The 18,674-nt window shown below is 48.5% G+C and carries 15 protein-coding genes; 13 read left to right on the forward strand and 2 right to left on the reverse strand.

Translation table 11 applies throughout. From position 1 onward, the window contains the following. The first annotated feature begins 69 nt into the window (after window positions 1-69). Window positions 70-573 carry a hypothetical protein gene (locus CZ502_RS02515; RefSeq protein ID WP_076459540.1) on the forward strand — a complete coding sequence of 168 codons (504 nt, stop codon included), beginning with the start codon at window positions 70-72 and terminating at the stop codon, window positions 571-573. Between the two features lie 49 nt (window positions 574-622). On the opposite strand, the gene CZ502_RS02520 is transcribed toward CZ502_RS02515, so the two are convergent. Further along, window positions 623-2,020: a DUF2252 domain-containing protein gene (locus tag CZ502_RS02520; RefSeq protein ID WP_076459541.1), complete on the reverse strand. Its 1,398-nt coding sequence runs from the start codon at window positions 2,018-2,020 to the stop codon at window positions 623-625. Window positions 2,021-2,137: 117 nt separating this feature from the next. Between CZ502_RS02520 and CZ502_RS02525 the strand changes: the two genes are divergently transcribed. The 3 genes from CZ502_RS02525 to CZ502_RS02535 all read left to right on the forward strand — a co-directional run bounded on the left by CZ502_RS02525 (window position 2,138) and on the right by CZ502_RS02535 (window position 5,416). Further along, window positions 2,138-3,679, forward strand: coding sequence for a plasmid pRiA4b ORF-3 family protein (locus tag CZ502_RS02525; protein WP_083673310.1), 1,542 nt, complete (start codon window positions 2,138-2,140; stop codon window positions 3,677-3,679). Between the two features lie 51 nt (window positions 3,680-3,730). Beyond that, window positions 3,731-4,765: a zinc-dependent alcohol dehydrogenase family protein gene (locus CZ502_RS02530; RefSeq protein WP_076459542.1), complete on the forward strand. Its 1,035-nt coding sequence runs from the start codon at window positions 3,731-3,733 to the stop codon at window positions 4,763-4,765. Between the two features lie 66 nt (window positions 4,766-4,831). Beyond that, window positions 4,832-5,416, forward strand: coding sequence for a peptidylprolyl isomerase (locus CZ502_RS02535; RefSeq protein ID WP_076459543.1), 585 nt, complete (start codon window positions 4,832-4,834; stop codon window positions 5,414-5,416). 64 nt (window positions 5,417-5,480) lie between these two features. On the opposite strand, the gene CZ502_RS02540 is transcribed toward CZ502_RS02535, so the two are convergent. Further along, the gene (locus CZ502_RS02540; RefSeq protein ID WP_076459544.1) at window positions 5,481-6,359 is read right to left on the reverse strand and encodes a LysR family transcriptional regulator; all 879 of its coding nucleotides are present in this window, start codon (window positions 6,357-6,359) and stop codon (window positions 5,481-5,483) included. A 148-nt stretch (window positions 6,360-6,507) separates the two neighbouring features. Between CZ502_RS02540 and CZ502_RS02545 the strand changes: the two genes are divergently transcribed. The 9 genes from CZ502_RS02545 to CZ502_RS02585 all read left to right on the forward strand — a co-directional run bounded on the left by CZ502_RS02545 (window position 6,508) and on the right by CZ502_RS02585 (window position 18,666). Continuing rightward, window positions 6,508-8,133: a malolactic enzyme gene (locus CZ502_RS02545; protein WP_076459545.1), complete on the forward strand. Its 1,626-nt coding sequence runs from the start codon at window positions 6,508-6,510 to the stop codon at window positions 8,131-8,133. A gap of 307 nt (window positions 8,134-8,440) precedes the next feature. Continuing rightward, window positions 8,441-9,829 carry a class II fumarate hydratase gene (locus CZ502_RS02550; RefSeq protein WP_076459546.1) on the forward strand — a complete coding sequence of 463 codons (1,389 nt, stop codon included), beginning with the start codon at window positions 8,441-8,443 and terminating at the stop codon, window positions 9,827-9,829. A gap of 78 nt (window positions 9,830-9,907) precedes the next feature. Further along, on the forward strand, window positions 9,908-11,305 hold the full coding sequence (locus CZ502_RS02555) for a flavocytochrome c (RefSeq protein ID WP_076459547.1): 1,398 nt from the start codon (window positions 9,908-9,910) through the stop codon (window positions 11,303-11,305). Between the two features lie 105 nt (window positions 11,306-11,410). Then, a complete protein-coding gene (locus tag CZ502_RS02560; protein ID WP_076459548.1) occupies window positions 11,411-12,832 on the forward strand; it encodes an anion permease in 1,422 nt (473 codons plus the stop codon). Between the two features lie 127 nt (window positions 12,833-12,959). Further along, entirely contained in the window at window positions 12,960-13,847 is an 888-nt protein-coding gene (locus CZ502_RS02565) for a LysR substrate-binding domain-containing protein (protein ID WP_076459549.1), read from the forward strand. Window positions 13,848-13,902: 55 nt separating this feature from the next. Beyond that, window positions 13,903-15,270, forward strand: coding sequence for a threonine/serine exporter family protein (locus CZ502_RS02570; protein ID WP_076459550.1), 1,368 nt, complete (start codon window positions 13,903-13,905; stop codon window positions 15,268-15,270). Window positions 15,271-15,282: 12 nt separating this feature from the next. Next, window positions 15,283-15,936, forward strand: coding sequence for a uracil-DNA glycosylase (locus CZ502_RS02575; RefSeq protein WP_076459551.1), 654 nt, complete (start codon window positions 15,283-15,285; stop codon window positions 15,934-15,936). A gap of 120 nt (window positions 15,937-16,056) precedes the next feature. Then, entirely contained in the window at window positions 16,057-17,532 is a 1,476-nt protein-coding gene (locus CZ502_RS02580; protein WP_076459552.1) for an MFS transporter, read from the forward strand. A gap of 147 nt (window positions 17,533-17,679) precedes the next feature. Next, on the forward strand, window positions 17,680-18,666 hold the full coding sequence (locus tag CZ502_RS02585) for an alpha/beta hydrolase fold domain-containing protein (protein WP_076459553.1): 987 nt from the start codon (window positions 17,680-17,682) through the stop codon (window positions 18,664-18,666). Window positions 18,667-18,674 lie beyond the last annotated feature (8 nt).

Raw genomic sequence — 18,674 nt, forward strand, 5'->3', positions numbered from 1 at the left:
CTAAAGGGCTGTGACAAGGCTTTAGCTAGGTCACAACCCTTTTAGTTTACTAATGAATAGGTGATAGATATGGATGGTTTAACAGAAACACTGCGTAAAGAAGAAGAAAACTACAAGCAAGCCCAGCAATTTTATGAAAAGATGACGGAGAAGCATAAAAAGGCCAGCGCGGCCGTTACTGCTGCCCAGAGTACTTATGATGGGGTGAAGAATATTGGTGACGAGGCCACCATTAAGGCTAGTGCCCGGCTGCTCCAAAGTGTCCAGCTAAACCTCAAACAGATTTCGACAAACCTTGAGATCAGCAAGGCGGGTGTCCAGGCGGCGAAGACTAACCTTGAAAATACCCGTCAGGCAGTCGAACTCAAACGGCTGAATCAGCAGGCAAGTAAAAAGGTAAGTAGCCCTAACCTGTTTGACCGTGGTGGGATTGACGAGCGCAAAATTGACTTTGCCCCAGAGCCACCGGCGACCGAAAAGAGTAACCACGAAGCGGATACACATAAGGATAGTTCGCCAGTGCGGATGACCCGGGCGCAATACCGTCAGCAGTTGCAAAAGGGGCAACACTAATAAAAAGGATGGCAGATCCAGTTGAAAATGGTTGGATCTGCCATCTTTTTTAGTTTATTAAGTGGCCCTTCTCGAGGGCATCTTTGAACTGGTCATAGTCTTTGGTAACTTGGTCGACATAGTTAAGGGCCCAGTCAGCTAAGCCCTTATCCAGGTTCTTTTGGTGCTTTAAGTACCCGCGAATCATTGGGGCGGTAGGACTTTGGAAGTGTGCCATTGCAAGCAGGTAAGCACAGGTTTGACAATACAGTTGGAAACTTTCAAAGTCCAATTTGCTAACATTAATTGATTCCTTCATGTCACGGAACTGGCGAACATAGTAGCTCCGGCCAGCAAAGGTCGTGCTGGCAAGGAAGGGATCCGAAGAAGATTGGAGAACCCGCTGGGCGGTAACAATCCGTTGTCCGGCCATCCCCCCGTTCTTTATTGCCTGTTGAACCGGCAGATTGAGCAGGTTATAGCGGAGGGGCATTGCTTCCTTAATCTGCAAGACCAGGTGGCTACCGTCATTGCCAGTTAACATCATCAGGTAGCAACGGGTACCGAAACTACCAACCCCCACGCTATAACGGATGATATCTGAAATGTGAAAGTTGGCTAAGAGAACGCGTACATCAGCACTAACCCGCTCCCGGTAACGGTTAAAGCCAAGGACAAGTTGCTGGTAACGAACGGCGCTCAGGTGACGTGCCCGTGGCGGATTGTCACGGAAGACAAGGTTACCCTGGTTGTTGACTGTCGCCATTTTTTGAATGATCTCTTCGGAGTTGCTCCGCTGGCTTTTCTTGAGGATTTTATCGAGAATTTCCTTCATTTTATCGGACACATCGCCAAATGATTCGATTGCTTCCCCCATATCTTCATAGGCAAAGGAGAAGTAAAACAGCTGGGATAACGTCATCTTATTGGCGCTTTTGACGGCATGGCGGTAGGTCTTCGTGGTGAGGGTAAGGAGATTATATAAGTCATCCTTGTTAAAGCCGTTTTCCTCCCCGGCTAGTTCTGCGCTGACCAACAGGCGTTTTAAGTCACTCTCCCAGTTGCCGATTCGGGATTCGTCAAAGTCGTTTAAGCCAAAGAGAAGTTGCCGTTCGGGGGAGGCATAGAAGCCAAAGTTATTGACGTGGGCATCCCCACAGATAATAATTGGCAAACCGCTTTGGTGTTGCTTCTTAAGGTCTTGTTCCATTAACTCGGCCGTGCCCCTAAAGAAGGCAAAGCGGCTCGCAATCATTCGCTGGTGGCGAAGGGGGAGGAGTTCGGGAATCATGTTGGACTCGGTCAACTGAATGCTCTTGATCGGGTCCCGGTCAACGGGAATGAAGGTACTGAGCATTTCGCTAGTGATTCGTTTCCGTTGTTGTTTTCCGGTATTTTCTAGCTCTGCTTTTGTTTTATTTACCTGGATCTTGCGCAGGTCAAATATATCGAGATTTTGGTTGATCAAAAGAGGCCCATCCTTTCACTGGCAGTACGTTATTACCTATTTTAGTGCTTTTATTTTGTTTGTAAATATGGTTTGATTGACTTAAGAGTGAAATTAATAAATGGGGAGTTGATAAGGTTGATTATTGGAGTTGAGTATTCCTTCGCGCAGCACTTACACGTAAACTCACAGGTGTTAGATGTTGATGAGTTGCAAGACGATCCGAATGCCTGGTCTGTGCGGGTTGCGGGGGAATTTATGATCGTGATGAATAATAAGACGGCATTGCCAATCATCGTTCGTTACCCCCAGCGCTTCAACGATTCACGATCGTTTGTGGCGGCGGTTAAGCGGGGATTTATCCAGTTACTTGAGATTTCGCCAGTTCCCCATGCAAAGATTCGGATGATTCGCGACGCCCAGTTTAGTAATGTAAAGTTTACCCGGCAGATCCAGCCGCTGACCCAGCGCCGGCTCCAGGTCTACCAGAACAAGCTGATGGGGCCCAATGCGACGATTGACTGGGATAAGGACCCGACCAATGCGGAGATTGCTTTGCAGCTCGCGGAGGAGACCAAAATTCCAGTTGACGATGGTGGGGAGGGCCCGTTTGTGATGGATGCCTTTGAAGACTATACCGTCACCGCCTTTAATGTCAATGCCCACCCCGCGTTTAATGAGCATAACCGGCGCTACCTTTACCGCTCCCAATCGATCAATGACATTATGAACGCGACCGTCGTTAGCCAGCAGATTATGGATGATTATGAGCTTTATTTAGAGCAACGGGGGAAGAGCGAAACGATTATTGACCGTGATCTTGATTGTGCCGCGGACTACTTAAGCTACTGTGAGGCCCTGGGCCAGTCGATCCTCGACGATGTGACCCTGGTCTACCACTACCTGATCAATTATGAAAAACTGCATGATGAGCGGATATCTGAGACCCGCTTTAAGCAGATGGGCTATGCTTTCCGCGAGTTTGCCCGGTTTATGCGCAATGAGGACCTGTTTAATAGCAATGACTTTGATAAGTTTGTCCAGGCCGTTAGCCAGGGCGTGAAGGACTTTAACTCTAAGCAGCGGCACTACCACCTCCAGCGGATCTTTCGTGATATGCAGCGGCAGGTCCAGGTGCAACGGGAGCATGCCCTCCAGCATGTAAACAAGCGTTACCGCGTTGATGTTGAACTAATCGACTATCAGCCAACGATGTGGCGGCAGTTTACCATTAACGGGGCGACCCGCTTAGACCGGCTATGCTTCATTATCCTGGCGGCCTTTAATGCGGATGGTAACCACCTCTTTGAATTGCAGGAGGGGACGACCCGCTTCCAATTACCGATTTTTGACAGTGGCTTTGACCATGACCAGGATATGACCAAGGTGTGGCTCGGTGACTACCGGGGGACGAATGACTTTGTGTTAACCTACGATTTCGGTGATATGTGGCAGTTTAAAGTGAGGGTGACCGCGGTCAAGGCCAACCCCCTGATGACTTATAGTGGTCCTGAGATGGTCGATGGTTACGGGCAGGGCATCCTCGATGATATTGGTGGGGTGGACGGCCTAATGCAGGCGGCCAAGGACGACCCAACCATCAACCAGCAGCTCGACGTGAAAAGGTTTAACGCTGGCTGGGCAAAGAAAATTGAAAAGATCCGCAACTGTTATGAATAATTGAACTACAATGGATAGTGAAATTCTGAATTTAATCGAGGTCATGAGAAGATGGAAGAATTACCAACAACAATGCGGGCCTGGGCCGTTACTACTCCCGGGCCAATTGATGGCGAGCATTCACCGATTGCGTTTATCAAGAAGCCGGTGCCAACACCTGCACGGGGGGAGGTCCTAGTCAAGGTGTTGACCTGTGGTGTCTGCCACACCGATTTACACGTTACGGAGGGCGACCTGCCGGTTCACCGGCAAAACGTTACGCCAGGTCATGAAATTGTCGGGAAGGTAGTTGCTTGTGGTCCAGAAACCAGCCGTTTTAAGCTCGGTGAGCGGATTGGGATTCCGTGGTTTCGGCATGCCTGTGGTGTCTGCAAGTTTTGCCGTTCCGGTCACGAAAACCTTTGTCCCCACTCCGTTTACACCGGCTGGGACCACGATGGCGGTTATGCAGAATACGTGACGGTACCCGAGGGCTTTGCTTACCGGATTCCCGCAAGGTTTTCTTCGCTTGAAGCAGCCCCGCTTCTCTGTGCTGGGATCATCGGTTACCGGGCATTTGAACGGGCAAACGTGCCCGCCGGTGGCCGTCTTGGCTTATATGGCTTTGGGGGGTCTGCGCACATTACCGCCCAAATTGCCATCGCCCAGGGGATGGAGGTGCATGTCTTTACCCGGGGGAAGGACGCGCAAAAATTTGCCCTTCAGCTAGGGTGTGCGTCCGCGCAAGGCGCCTATGACCCATCCCCAGTACCGCTTGATTCATCAATCATTTTTGCCCCCGTTGGGGATATGGTGCTGCCGGCCCTGGCTAGCCTGGTGCCTGGTGGAACACTGGCGCTTGCTGGGATTCACATGTCTGACATTCCAGCGATGAATTACCAACGCGCAATTTTCCATGAAAAGACCTTGACGAGTGTTGAGAGTAACACTCGTCGTGACGGGGAAGAGTTCTTAACCTTAGCGGACCGGTTAGCCATTCACCCGGCTGTTAGCGAATACCCGCTTGAAAAAGCAGATGAAGCCTTACGCACGGTTAAGCCTGGCGACATCAAGGGCGCGTGCGTATTGCGGGTAAGTGAGGATTAATAATTGCTTTACCCCGCTCGCCCTTGGTAAGATAAGGGGTACTTTACAAGAGAGGCGCGATACTACATGAATTTTCCACAACTATCGTTAGAGAAGGTTACGGGACCCCGGGCAGTGATTGAAACGACGATGGGGGTAATTGAAGTTCAATTATTCCCTGCGCAGGCCCCCAAAACTGTTGAAAACTTTACCAAGCTTGCCAAAAAGCACTACTATGATGGCGTAATCTTCCACCGGGTTATCCCGGACTTTATGATCCAAGGTGGGGACCCCACTGGGACTGGTCGTGGTGGTGAGAGTGCCTTCGGGAAGCCCTTTGCGGATGAATTTTCCGATGAGCTCTTTAACTTTACCGGGGCACTGTCAATGGCCAATGCCGGCCCCAACACAAACGGCAGCCAGTTCTTCATCGTCAGCAATGAACACGTTCCGGCTAGCCTGGTTAGCGAAATGGAAATGGTCGGTTATCCCCAGGAGGTTATCGACCATTACGAAGAAGCTGGGGGAACGCCATGGCTAGATTATCACCATACTGTCTTTGGCCAAGTAGTCACCGGGATGGCGGTTGTCAAAAAGATCAGTAAGGTGAAGCGAAACAGAATGGACAAACCAAAAAAGGATGTCGTAATTAAAAAGATCACCATTGATTAATAGTAGAAACCGTGCTGAAATCATTGGGAATATCCAAATTAAAAAGGATTGGGGAAATTTTTTCTCAATCCTTTTTTGTCAACAAATCCCATAACTGCTGCTTAAGCGGGGTAAGAATTTTTGTTTCACGGGTTACCGCTGAGAGGCGGAACGATTGTTGCATCGGTGCGCTGACGCTCAAGGCGTGGACGTCATCATCGGCCGTGATTGCCAGGCTGGTGAGGTAGGCGATTCCTAGATTTTCGGCGACCATCGCTTTGATCACGTGGATGTCAGCTGTCCGGTAAATTACCGTTGGGCGGAAGTGGGCCTGGTGGCAGACCTGCTTAAATGCCTGCTCGTGGAAAAACTCGGTGTCGGGAATGATGAACGATTCATCCCGCAGGTCAGCAAAGGAAACTTCCTTCTTACTTGCTAGCGGGTGGTCCTTACTGACAATGATTTGGAAAGGGTAGGCTGCCAGTTCCTTTGCCCTTAGCCGCGGCTCTTTTAAGGGGGCCAGTGAACCGAGCAGGGCGATGTCAAGGTCGCCGTGTTCAAGCATTTTGAGGATCTCTTTAGAACCATGTTCGTAGGTTTCGAGGTGACTGAGCAAGCCCTCACGCATCAACTGGGGAGTGAGCGGGGGAAAATAATAATTGCCAATAATTGGTGGTAAGCCAAAGCGGATCTTGGTGTCGTTTGCGTAATCGACTTCCTGCTTAGCAATTTCCAGCTCGTTTAAGATCACGTTGACGTGGGCCGCAAATTGTTTTCCGGCCGGCGTGACGTGGAGTTGCTTGTGGACGTGGTCGCGGATAAAGAAGGGGGTGCCAAACGATTTTTCTAGCCGTTGAATCGCCATCGTAATTGTCGGCTGACTGACACTGAAATATTCGGCAACCTGGGAAAAATTTTTAAATTTAATTAATTGTTGATAATACTCAAGATCTTTTATTTTCATTTTAACTCCTGTTAACACAACTGTTTGCGGGCGGTATATTAATTTCCTTTATATCATAGCACAAATTTGACTATAAACTAGGGCCCGCCGTACGCTTACAGTGTTAAAAGATGAACCAAGCAAATGAAAAAGGATAGGCGAATAATTAATGAGAAAAGGTATGCAGATTTTAAATGACCCATTTAAAAACAAGGGGACTGCTTTTACGATGGCAGAACGGAAGGAATACGGCCTACTCGGCTTGCTGCCGTCATGTGTCCGGACAATTGAAGAGCAGGCTAGCGAGACATACGCCCTCTACGAATCAAAGGACTCCCGGATTGAAAAGCGCCACCTGTTAATGGAAATCTTTAATAACAACCGGACCCTTTTCTTCTACCTGATGAAGCACCATATTACTGAATTCATGCCGATTGTCTATGACCCGGTAATTGCGGAATCAATTGAGAAGTACAATGAGCGGTATATCAAACCCCAGGATGCGGCTTACCTGAGCATTAAACATCCAGAACTAATTAAGGAAGAATTAGCGGATGCCGCTGACGGTCGTGACATTCGGCTGATTGTGGTTACGGATGCTGAAGGGATCCTGGGTATCGGTGACTGGGGAGTCAACGGGGTTGATATTGCCGTGGGGAAATTGATGGTTTATACCGCTGCGGCGGGCATTAACCCGTCCCAGGTATTGCCAGTATCAATTGATGCCGGAACTAATAATGAAAAACTGCTTAACGACCCGAATTATCTTGGTAACAAGATGCACCGGGTTGAAGGTGATGAATACTTCTCATTCATTGACCACTTTGTTGATGCTGTTGAGGAGACCTTCCCCAAGAGCCTACTTCATTTTGAAGACTTTGGCCGGGGAACAGCTGCCCGGATTCTTGATAAGTACCAGGATAAGATTTTGACCTTCAACGATGATATTCAGGGGACAGGAATCATTGCCCTTGCGGGGGTCCTCGGCGCCTTAAACATCTCCAAGGAAAAGCTCGCTGACCAGACCTTCTTAACCTTCGGAGCTGGTACCGCTGGAATGGGGATTGCAAAGATGCTCTTTGATGAGTTAGTACGGCAAGGGATGGCCCCCGAAGAAGCTAAGAAGCACTTCTACTTAGTAGACAAGCAGGGGTTATTATTTGACGATACAGAAGGACTTACGCCGAAGCAGCAACCATTTACCCGTCAACGGGATGAATTTGCCAATGCTGCTGAGTTAACTAACCTTCTATCAGTCGTGAAGGCCGTTCACCCGACAGTCATGATTGGGACTTCTACTCAGCCGGGAGCTTTTACGAAGAAAGTTGTTACGGAGATGGCGGCGCACACCGCTCGGCCAATCATTTTCCCATTATCCAACCCAACCAAGCTTGCGGAAGCTAAGGCTGCTGATCTTCTTGAGTGGACAGATGGCAAGGCCCTTGTTGCTACCGGGATTCCGGTTGATGATATTGACTACCACGGGACGACTTACCAAATCGGCCAGGCGAATAATGCCCTAATTTATCCCGGGGTTGGGTTTGGGGCGCTGGCTGCCCAGGCTAAAGTGCTAAATGACGATATGCTTGCTGCCGCTGCCCATGCCTTGAGTGGGATTGTGGACCCTAATAAGTCCGGGGCGGCGGTATTACCACCAGTTTCCAAGCTAGCGGAATTTTCCAAACGGGTTGCTGAAACAGTTGCCCAGTCAGCCATTGACCAACACTTGGCGGGCGCAGGAATCACTGATGCCAAGCAGGCGGTTGAACAGAACTTGTGGGTCCCACGGTATTAATTGTGGTTGTTAAACAAAACAGTGTATTAGTGAGCATTAAGTGAAAATTATTAACCGTTCGTGAATGAAAAATGCCTGAATGAGGAAATAAAATTCAGGCATTTTTTTATTTTCGCCTTGTGAAAACTGTGCAAAGTTAAAATGAAAACGTTGTCGTCGCAAGGGATTTGCTGGCCTTTATAAGTGAAAATTATGGAGTGCTAAATATTTGACTATAATTGGCGGAGCAATGTAGGATAGACTTGTAAATGATGTGTAACATTTCACAAGTTATTATTGTTCAATTATTACATTGGAGGTTTTTGAGATGTCAGAATATCGTACTGAAGAAGATACGTTAGGTCCCGTAAAGATTCCCGCTAGCGCATTGTGGGGACCACAAACTGAACGGAGCCGGAACAACTTCCCAACTGGTCAATACATGCCATTAGCAATTATCCGTGCTTTACTGAACATTAAGAAGGCAGCGGCCCAAGCTAATATGGAAACCAAGGCAATTGCTGAAGAAAAGGGAAACTTAATCGTTAAGGCGATTGATGAGCTCCTGGCCCTTAGTGATGAAGACTTACGGAAGGACTTCCCACTTAAGGTTTACCAAACTGGTTCTGGTACCCAAACGAACATGAACACCAACGAAGTAGTTGCTCATAAAGCGCACGAAATCAACCCTGACATTGAGATCTTACCAAACGATGATGTTAACAAGGGGCAAAGTTCAAACGATACCTTCCCAACAGCGATGAACGTTGTTGCTTTAGAAGCCCTTGCTAAGTTGAAGCCGGCTGTCCAACACTTGATCGATGAATTAAAGATCAAGCAGGACAAGTACATGAAGACGGTGAAGGTCGGCCGGACCCACTTGCAAGATGCCGTGCCATTGACATTCGGCCAAGAACTATCAGGCTATGTTGCTGCGTTAGAACACGACCTTGACTACATCAAGACCCTCGAACCAACGTTAAATGAACTCGCCATTGGTGGGACTGCTGTTGGGACTGGTTTGAATGCCGCTGAAGGAATGCCAGAAAAGATTGCCGCAAAGTTAAGTGAAGTATATGACTTAAACTTGACTGCTGATTCTAACAAATTCTACGGCTTAGCTCACCACTCTGGCTTAGACGTTGTTCACGGTGCTTTGAAGAGCCTGGCTGCCGACATGTTTAAGATTGCGCAAGACATTCGGTTCTTGGCTTCTGGTCCCCGGGCTGGTTACGGTGAATTAAATATTCCAGCTAACGAACCAGGTTCATCAATCATGCCAGGAAAGGTTAACCCAACCCAAGCAGAAGCGGTTACCATGGCGGCTATCCGGGTATTTGGTAACGACACAGTGGTAACGATGGCTTCATCACAAGGGAACTTTGAAATGAATGTCTACAAGCCAGTCTTGATTGATGCCTTCCTCGAATCAGCTGACTTAATGACCGGGACAATCATGGGCTTTGCGGACAAGATGATTCACGGTATGACGGTTAACGAAGAACGGATGGCTGAATTAGTCGACAACTCATTGATGACCGTAACGGCATTATCACCACACATCGGTTACCATGACAGTGCCAAGATTGCCCAAGCGGCTGACAAGGCTGGTAGCACGTTGAAGGAAGCTGCTTTGAAGTCCGGCAAGGTAACTGAAGAACAATATGATGAATGGATGGACATGTTAAAGATGACCAACGTTGATCGGCAAAAGTAATTAATCAGGAAAAAAGGTGGCTGCGGTAATTCCCAGCCCCCTTTCCTGCGTTTAACCGAATATAAGGAGGACAAACTAATGGCAGAAAAATTCCAACCATTATCTGTAAGCAAGTTGGATAATAATTACGATGTAGTTATTATTGGTTCCGGTGGGACCGGGCTGGCCGCAGCAATTCAAGCCCATGAATTGGGGATGAATGTTGCTGTTTTGGAAAAGGAAGCTGAACTTGGGGGAAACACCAACCGGGCCTCATCAGGAATGAATGCCGCCGAAACAAACGTCCAATTGCACCACGGGGTGATTGACAACGTGGCGGACTTCTACCATGAAACCTACAAGGATGGTGGACGTCTAAATGATAAGGACATGCTGGGCTACTTTGTTTATCACACCGCACCGGCAATTGACTGGTTAGCTGACCATGACATCAAGCTCGATGACATTACGGTTACCGGGGGGATGTCACGGAAGCGGACCCACCGTCCAGCAAGCATGGCACCAATTGGTGGTTTCCTGGTAAAGAGCCTGCTGGAAGTAGTTGAAAAGGAAAATATCCCCGTATTTAACAAGGTCAAGGTTAATAAGCTCTTGCAAGATGACAGTGGCCGGGTAAACGGGGTTGAAGCTAACGCGGATGGGCTAATCAAGACTATCCATGCAAAGGCTGTTATCCTAGCAACTGGTGGCTTTGGGGCATCAAAAGAATACATCAAGCGCTTCCGTCCGGACCTTGCAGATTACAAGACGACGAACCAACCAGGAGCAACCGGTGATGGTTTGAAGCTTGCCGAAAATGTCGGGGCAGAACTGATGCAGATGAACCTCGTCCAAGTTCACCCAACTGTCCAACAAGATAACCCGCACGTTTACCTGATTGGTGAAGCGGTTCGTGGTGAAGGGGCTATCCTGGTTAACGCTGACGGGGACCGCTTTGTTAACGAATTAAACACCCGGAAGATTGTGTCAAACGCCATCACTGCTTTGCCAGAACACAGTGCCTACTTAATCTTTGACCAGGGCATTCGTGACCGGGCAAAGGCAATTGAGTTCTATGATAAGGTTGGCTTAGTTGTCCACGGTGACACAATTGCAGACTTAGCGAAAAAGCTTAACATCGATCCTGATTCATTGAAGAAGACGGTCACGACCTGGAACGAAGCGGTTGAAAATCACGATGACAAGCAGTTTAACCGGACAACCGGGATGGATCGGGGAATTACCAAGCCAGGGTTCTTCGCCATCCACATTGCACCAGCAATCCACTACACAATGGGTGGTATCCATATCAATACCAAGACCCAGGTACTTGACGGTAACGGGGACGTAATCAAGGGCCTCTTTGCCGCTGGGGAAGTTGCTGGTGGTTTGCACGGTAACAACCGTGTTGGTGGTAACTCAATTGCCGAAACGATCGTCTTTGGTCGGCAGGCTGGTCAACAAGTTACTGTTTACGCACGGCAGTTAACCAAGTAGAAAAACTTGCTGGAATAGCGAGCTAATCGTAGTATTAATATCTTTAAATAACGGGACTGAATTTTTCAGTCTCCTGCAATTATTGATTATATAAGGGATAGGAAAATGAAAAAGTTAGAAAGTGTTAATTACAAGGGGTTCATTTGGCCGGTTATTATTGGCGTGGTCCTATGGCTGATGACCCCGATTAAGCCAGCCGCAGTACCAGTTGCTGGTTGGCATATGTTTGCCTTGTTTGTTGCGACAATTATCGCATGTATTACCCGGCCGCTGCCAATCGGTGGTGTTTCAATCGTTGCCTTTGCCTTAACGGTCCTTACCAAGACCGTCCCAATGGACAAGGCGATCGTCGGGTTCGGGAATGCCTCCATCTGGATGATTGCGATGGCCTTCTTCATTGCCCGGGGCTTTATTAAGACTGGCCTTGGTCGGCGGATTGCATTGAATTTCGTCAAGGCCTTCGGGAAACGAACGCTGGGGTTAGCCTACTCATTAATTGGGGTGGACTTGATCCTAGCACCGGCAACGCCAAGTAACACGGCCCGTGCCGGTGGGGTGTTATACCCAATCATCAAGTCACTGTCCCAGTCATTTGGCTCTGACCCGAAGGACGGGACAGAACGCAAGATTGGTTCATTCTTGATCTTTGCAGAGTACCACGGTGACATGATTACTGCGGCCATGTTCATGACAGCCATGGCCGCCAACCCGTTAGTCCAAACCCTTGCTAAGGGCAACGGCGTCAACATTAGCTGGGTTGGCTGGTTCTTGGCTGCCCTGGTTCCAGGAATTATTTCCCTGGTAATTGTTCCATGGTTGATTTACAAGATGTATCCACCGGAGATTAAGGAAACGCCTAATGCTAAGCAATGGGCGGAAGATCAGCTTACCGAAATGGGGCCAATGACCTTACCGGAAAAGTTGATGGCGGTAATCTTTGTGATTGCATTGGTATTGTGGATTGTCGGTAGCTTTATCGGGATTGACGCCACCCTGGCAGCATTTATTGCCTTAGGACTCTTGCTCTTGACAGGGGTTCTCAGCTGGCAAGATGTTTTGCACGAAACTGGTGCCTGGAACACACTGACTTGGTTCTCCGTCCTTGTAATGATGGCCGGTTCCTTAACGAGCTTAGGATTTATTCCATGGTTGAGTAAGGCGGTTGGTAGTTCCCTTCATGGCATGAACTGGGTATTAGTATTGATCATTTTGATCGTCGTTTACTTCTACTCCCACTACCTTTTTGCCAGCTCAACGGCCCATGTTACTGCAATGTACAGTGCCTTCTTAGCCGTCGCTATTTCTGCCAACGTGCCACCAATGTTGGCTGCATTGATGCTTGGTTTCTTCGGTAACCTGATGGCATCAACGACCCACTATGCTTCTGGTCCAGCCCCTGTTCTCTTCGGTTCTGGCTACGTTCCACAAGCTAAGTGGTGGTCACTTAACCTTGTCCTCGGTATCTTCTACCTGGTCGTTTGGATTGGGATCGGTAGTATGTGGATGAAGGTTATCGGTATGTGGTAGGCAGCTTGGTAACTTTGATAACAGATAAAATTAAGAGACGAGATTTTCTGGTCTCTTTTTTGTTTTTAAATAAATTTTGACGTAAGATAATAATTGTTATTTTATTATTTTAGGAAGGAATAAGACGATGAACACTCGTGACCTCCAGTATTTTGTTACCTTGGTAAAATTTAAAAATTATACACAAGTAGCAAACTATTTTAATGTTTCGCAGCCAAGTATTACCCAGGCAATTCGTCGCCTTGAACAGGAATTTGATACCAAGTTGGTCAGAAAGGACCGGGTCCACCGTGACGAGATGATTACTCGCAGTGGGCAGCTCCTCTATAAAAAAGCGGTGGCCATTAACGAGAAGATTGCGGTTGCCCACCAGGAAATTTCCCGGGTTAACCAGAAGCAAATTCATTTCGGCCTACCACCGATTATCGGGAAGCTGTACATTTCACATATCGTTAGCAGTTTTGCCAAGTCCCTGTTACAGCGGATCAAAATCGAATCAGTGGGGTCCCATGACCTACTGAGGGACTTACAAAAGGGAAGAATTGACATTGCTGTCCTGGGCTCGACTGCTCCAATTAATGAACCGGGCATTTTTGCTGAGCTGGTCGCAACACGGCCATTCGCAATTATTGTCGGTGAAAATCACCGCTTAGCCAAACGAAAACGGGTGAGTTTTAAGGAACTGACGGATGAACTATTTATCAATTATGACCAGCAGTACGTTCATCAGGCCGCCTTTCAAGCCTACTGTACCTATGCCCAAGTCAAACCGCAAACGGCTGTCTATAAGGTGCCGAATATCTCCTGGATTAAGGAATTGGTGCGGCAAGGCAAGGGGATCAGCCTAATGGTTAAGGATGCGGTGGAAAACGAGCCGGGCATTGTCGCCCTTGACATCAGTGACCCGATTCCAGAAAAGTTCTATATTTCGATTGCCACCCGGGAGGATTATGTCTTAAGCCCAGACGAAGAGCAGTTGATTGAGCAGTTAAAGGAGATTTCGCTGACTGCTTGACAGGGGCCGTATAATTAAATAGTTAAGATAAATTAGAGAAGGAGTTTTAGTGGTCGTGAGTAAAGAAGCGAATGATACGCCGATTGGTTTTGAGCCTACAGAACACCTGTCGGAAAAACACCATATGGCAATTCCCTGGCATGATTTTTTTACAAATGATAATTTCACCCCCGCCTATGAAGCAAACCTCGTTGAGCGGGCCGCAATTGTTGGCCGAATTGGGTTGATGATGCTTTCCTATGGGACCGGGGCATGGCGTGTCCGTGATTCAATGAATACCGTTGCCCGGACATTAAAAATGACCTGTTCGGTTGACATCGGCTTGGTCTCACTTGAGTATACTTGCATGGATGCCCACCACAGTTATACCCAGGCGTTGTCACTGCCAAGTACCAGTGTGAATACGACTAAATTGTCCAAAATGGAACGGTTTATTAAGGAGTTTGAGCAAAGCGGCAGTGAGATGACGATTGGGGAGATTCATGCCCGCCTTGAAAATATTGCGCACTCCAAGGGAAACTATGCTCCTTACCAGGTTGCCTTAGCGGCTGCACTTGCATGTAGCGCCTTCGTCTTCCTCCTCGGGGGTGGGGTCGTTGAAATGGTATGCAGCTTCATTGGGGCAGGACTTGGTAACTACATTCGGCGAAAGCTGATTGACCGCCACATTACCCTTTTTGCCTGCGTGGCAGTGGCAGTAGCGGTTGCCTGCTTGTCGTACTTACTAGCGCTCAGCTTAATGCAACTGATCTTCAACGTTAGTTCACGGCATGAGGCCGGCTACATTGGGGCGATGCTCTTCATTATCCCGGGCTTCCCCTTCATCACGAGTGGCCTTGACATTTCAAAGCTTGATATGCGGTCAGGCCTTGAACGGCTCACTTACGCCGTTGCGATTATTACGGTGGCAACCCTTGTCGGTTGGATTGTGGCATTGATGGTTAATTTACGGCCAGAAAACTTTGCGCCGTTGTCATTATCAACGATGGCCCTGTTCTTATTGCGGATTCCGGCAAGTTTTTGCGGGGTCTTTGGCTTCTCCATCATGTTTAATAGTACCCCGAAAATGGCCGCAACCGCGGGATGCATTGGGGCGGTCGCCAATACCCTACGGCTAGAGTTAACCGATTTGACCGGGATTCCGGCGGGGGCCGCTGCCTTTCTTGGGGCGCTAGTCGCTGGGTTATTAGCATCGGTTGTTAAGCGCAAGATTCACTATCCGCAGATCTCCATCACCGTCCCTTCCATCGTTATTATGGTCCCTGGCCTATACATGTACCGGGCAATGTATAATATCGGGCTGACGTCAATTAGTGTGGGGACCCTTTGGATGACCAAGGCGCTCTTGATTGTTGTCTTCTTGCCAATGGGCTTGATTGCTGCGCGGATCCTTACCGATACCAAGTGGCGGCATAATGGTTAGCTGGTGAAGATGATGATTGCAGAATATCCAGCAGACCTGTTAGCAGAGGTCAAACAAAAAACGGCTGACCGGCAGCTGGCTGGTTTTACCCCGGGACAGGGGATGCTGCACCCCGATTTGATGCTAGTTGGTGAAGCCCCTGGACGGCATGAGGAAAAGGTTAACATTCCCTTTTCGGGGGCGTCGGGACAAGAGCTGATAAAGTTTGTTAGTTCAATTGGTTATTCCCGGGAGACGGTTTACATCACGAGTGTTGTCCGTCAGCGCCCTTACAGTGTCAAACGGGTGAAAGACAAAAAGACGGGAGAAGTAATCGAAAAGACCCCTAACCGGACACCGACCAAGAAAGAGGTACTAGCATTTGGCCCGTTATTTGACTGGGAGTTGGCGATGGTTCAACCGCGCATTATCGTTCCCCTTGGCAATACCGCTTTGCAACGATTACTCGGTAGTCGCGCTAATATTGGGAAGTTGCACGGGCAGCTTATCGAACGGCCAATTCAAAAGGTAACAGCTGACCACCGGGGATACCAGTTTACCGCGGAAAAACACCTGCTTGTGCCGATGTACCATCCGGCGGCGGTCTTGTATGCCCGCAGGTTAGAACCGGTAATTAGAGAAGACTGGTTGGCCCTCGGGCGGATAGTAAAAACGATTAAAGATTAATTATCTATTTGCTGTTTTTGATTGTATAATAGAAAACAGTCCGAAAAAGAGAGTGAGACGACGCATTTGCAGAAATCTCATTCTCTTTATTTATGTGTGTGAAAATAAGGAGATGGGAATGTGGAACAGCAGCAACGAAGGACGATCGTTACCGGAGCGTTGCTCTTGTCGAATATCATGGCCGGGATGGACGGGACAATTGTCAACACGGCCCTTCCGGCAATTACCAGTGACTTACATGGCCTGCAATATATGGGCTGGATCATTGCAACTTTTTTGCTGGGAATGGCGGTAGCAACGCCACTGTGGAGTAAGCTTGGTGAACATAAGGGAAATAAGCAAGCTTACATTACCGCAACGACAATGTTTTTAATTGGGGCGATTTTTCAAGGATTAGCGCCGAATATTTTATGGTTTATCATCGCCCGTACCGTGATGGGGATTGGTGCCGGGGGGATGAATACAATCCCGTTCATCGTCTTTGCGGAACTCTACCAAAACTTAAAAAAGCGGGCACAGGTGTTAGGAATTGCGAGCGCGTGCTTTGGGACGGCGTCAATTATCGGGCCGCTCCTTGGTGGGTGGATTGTTGACGCGTTGAGCTGGCACTGGGTGTTTTATGTCAATGTCCCGATTGCGCTGGTGGCAATTACAATCGTCAGCCTTTTCTACAAAAACGTTAAAAAACAAGCTGCTGGTAAGCCCGTTGATTACCTTGGGGCAAGCTTATTGGTTGTTAGCCTAGTGATGATTCTAGTGGCGGTTCAGCTGATTGGTTCCGCCTCCGGAATAATGATTGCGGCGCTAATTATCATCGGCCTGCTCCTCCTTGCCTGGATGGCCAAGGTTGATAGCAAGGCTGCTGACCCGATTGTCCCGAGTCGGCTGTTTAAAAACCGCGAACTAGTGGTTGACTTCTTACTCTTCGTAATCATCTGGGGTTCTTTTATCGCTTTTGTGACCTACATTCCAATGTGGGCGCAGGGGATCTTGGGTTTAAGTGCTCTTCTCGGGGGAATGACCCAGATTCCTGGCGCGGTGACCAACTTTATCGGGTCAGAACTCGTCCCTATCTTGCAAGACCGGTGGGGGAAATACTGGATCGTTACCTGCGGGGCGGCGTCGATTTTTATTGCCTATCTCGGCTTAATGGTTGGCGGACAGGGGTCTCCGTTCTGGTTGATTTTACTGATGGGGGCTTTTGAAGGCTTTGGTGTCGGCTTGGTCTTTAATATCCTACAAATTAATGTTCAAACTGATGCGGAGTTACGCGATGTCCCCATCGCTACTTCGTTAGGGTACCTTCTGCGGATCCTTAGTCAAACCTTGATGTCGGCGGTTTATGGGGTGATCTTAAACCAAGAGTTATTCCGTGGCGTGCAGACTCATCAGGGCATTACCATGCGGATGTTAAATCAGCTGTCAAACGCTAAAACCGCCGGAAGCCTGCCACAGTCACGGCTTCCGCTGATGCGCACAATCCTGTATAATGGCTACCAAAATATTATCGTGGCCGCGGTTATCCTGATTGTTGTCGCGTTAGTGGTGGTTATTTCGTTAGGCTGGAAGAACCATTTGCGACGGGTAAACGGCTGATATTATAACAGTTATCGAAAATTAAGCAACGAGCCCCTAGGTTAGCCAACGGGGGCTTTTTTGCTTTTAAATTAAATTTTAACTAAAAATATTATGATTGCGTGTTAGGATAGGACTAAGAGATTAAATTAAGCAGAACTATTATTCGTGGAAAGAATAAAGAGTTTTAATGCCCAGGTTGCATCGCGGCTTGCTAATAATCTTGAGGCAAGCTTACGTGAATTGCGACGGTGCGGTGACCACCGTTCCAGCAAGGCAACCCTGGTCGAAATGGGCATCCAGTTAAGCGGGTTTAAAAATGACCTTGCAGAAGATAATAAATTTGCGGCGATGGTCAATAACGCCCGGCTTGATAATGACGTCCCCTACCTGTTGCCTGATGGCTTACTAACAGTTACGGCACGGCGACAAGAGGCTGATGGGGTGACGACCTACGTTTTGAATGACCACGGGGAAGGACAACGGGTTGTCATCTACCTTACAGGAGGCGCATACCTCCAACGGCCGGATAAGACCCATTGGCAGTATTTGGACCGGCTTGCTCAGGAAAGCGGGGCAAAAGTTTATGTGCCACTCTATTCCTTAGCGCCACAGTGCACCTTCCAGGTGGCCTACCAGGAATTAGCCAACCTATACGCTGACCTGTACGCGCTGAGTCCTGCCAGTGAGATTACCTTGATGGGGGACTCTGCTGGTGGTGGCCTAGCAGCAGGCTTTTGTGAATACCTGGCTGCGCACGGGTTGCCACAGCCCGGGCACTTGATCCTCTTTTCCCCGTGGCTTGACCTTGACTTAACGAACCCGGTAATCAGCAAGTATGAAGCTTGTGATGTGACACTGGCGGTTAGTGGGTTACGAAAGATTGCGACGATGTGGGCTGGAGAGGTCGACCACCATGATTACCGGCTGAGTCCCCTGCGTGGTGACCTTACCCAGTTCCGCGATGTGGCGGTTTATTCCGGTACCCGGGAGATTATGTATCCTGACGTGACCCAGTTTGTCCAGAAATTACGGCAGGCGGGGATACCAGTCTACTACGGACCGGGAAGAAACCTGTTTCATATTTTCCCGCTATACCAGATTCCAGAGGCACGAGCGGTGATGAAGCAGGTAGTAACAATGATTAACAAATGATGGGGTGA

Origin of the sequence: Limosilactobacillus caccae (assembly GCF_900156885.1) — a bacterium.
Lineage (GTDB): Bacteria > Bacillota > Bacilli > Lactobacillales > Lactobacillaceae > Limosilactobacillus > Limosilactobacillus caccae.

Excerpts from the sequence above, each read along its gene's own strand:
- CZ502_RS02530 (WP_076459542.1), top strand. The coding sequence starts at position 3,731 with ATGGAAGAATTACCAACAACAATGCGGGCCTGGGCCGTTACTACTCCC.
- CZ502_RS02535 (WP_076459543.1), top strand. The coding sequence starts at position 4,832 with ATGAATTTTCCACAACTATCGTTAGAGAAGGTTACGGGACCCCGGGCA.
- CZ502_RS02545 (WP_076459545.1), top strand. The coding sequence starts at position 6,508 with ATGAGAAAAGGTATGCAGATTTTAAATGACCCATTTAAAAACAAGGGG.
- CZ502_RS02540 (WP_076459544.1), bottom strand. The coding sequence starts at position 6,359 with ATGAAAATAAAAGATCTTGAGTATTATCAACAATTAATTAAATTTAAA.
- CZ502_RS02575 (WP_076459551.1), top strand. The coding sequence starts at position 15,283 with ATGATTGCAGAATATCCAGCAGACCTGTTAGCAGAGGTCAAACAAAAA.
- CZ502_RS02560 (WP_076459548.1), top strand. The coding sequence starts at position 11,411 with ATGAAAAAGTTAGAAAGTGTTAATTACAAGGGGTTCATTTGGCCGGTT.
- CZ502_RS02565 (WP_076459549.1), top strand. The coding sequence starts at position 12,960 with ATGAACACTCGTGACCTCCAGTATTTTGTTACCTTGGTAAAATTTAAA.
- CZ502_RS02550 (WP_076459546.1), top strand. The coding sequence starts at position 8,441 with ATGTCAGAATATCGTACTGAAGAAGATACGTTAGGTCCCGTAAAGATT.
- CZ502_RS02555 (WP_076459547.1), top strand. The coding sequence starts at position 9,908 with ATGGCAGAAAAATTCCAACCATTATCTGTAAGCAAGTTGGATAATAAT.
- CZ502_RS02515 (WP_076459540.1), top strand. The coding sequence starts at position 70 with ATGGATGGTTTAACAGAAACACTGCGTAAAGAAGAAGAAAACTACAAG.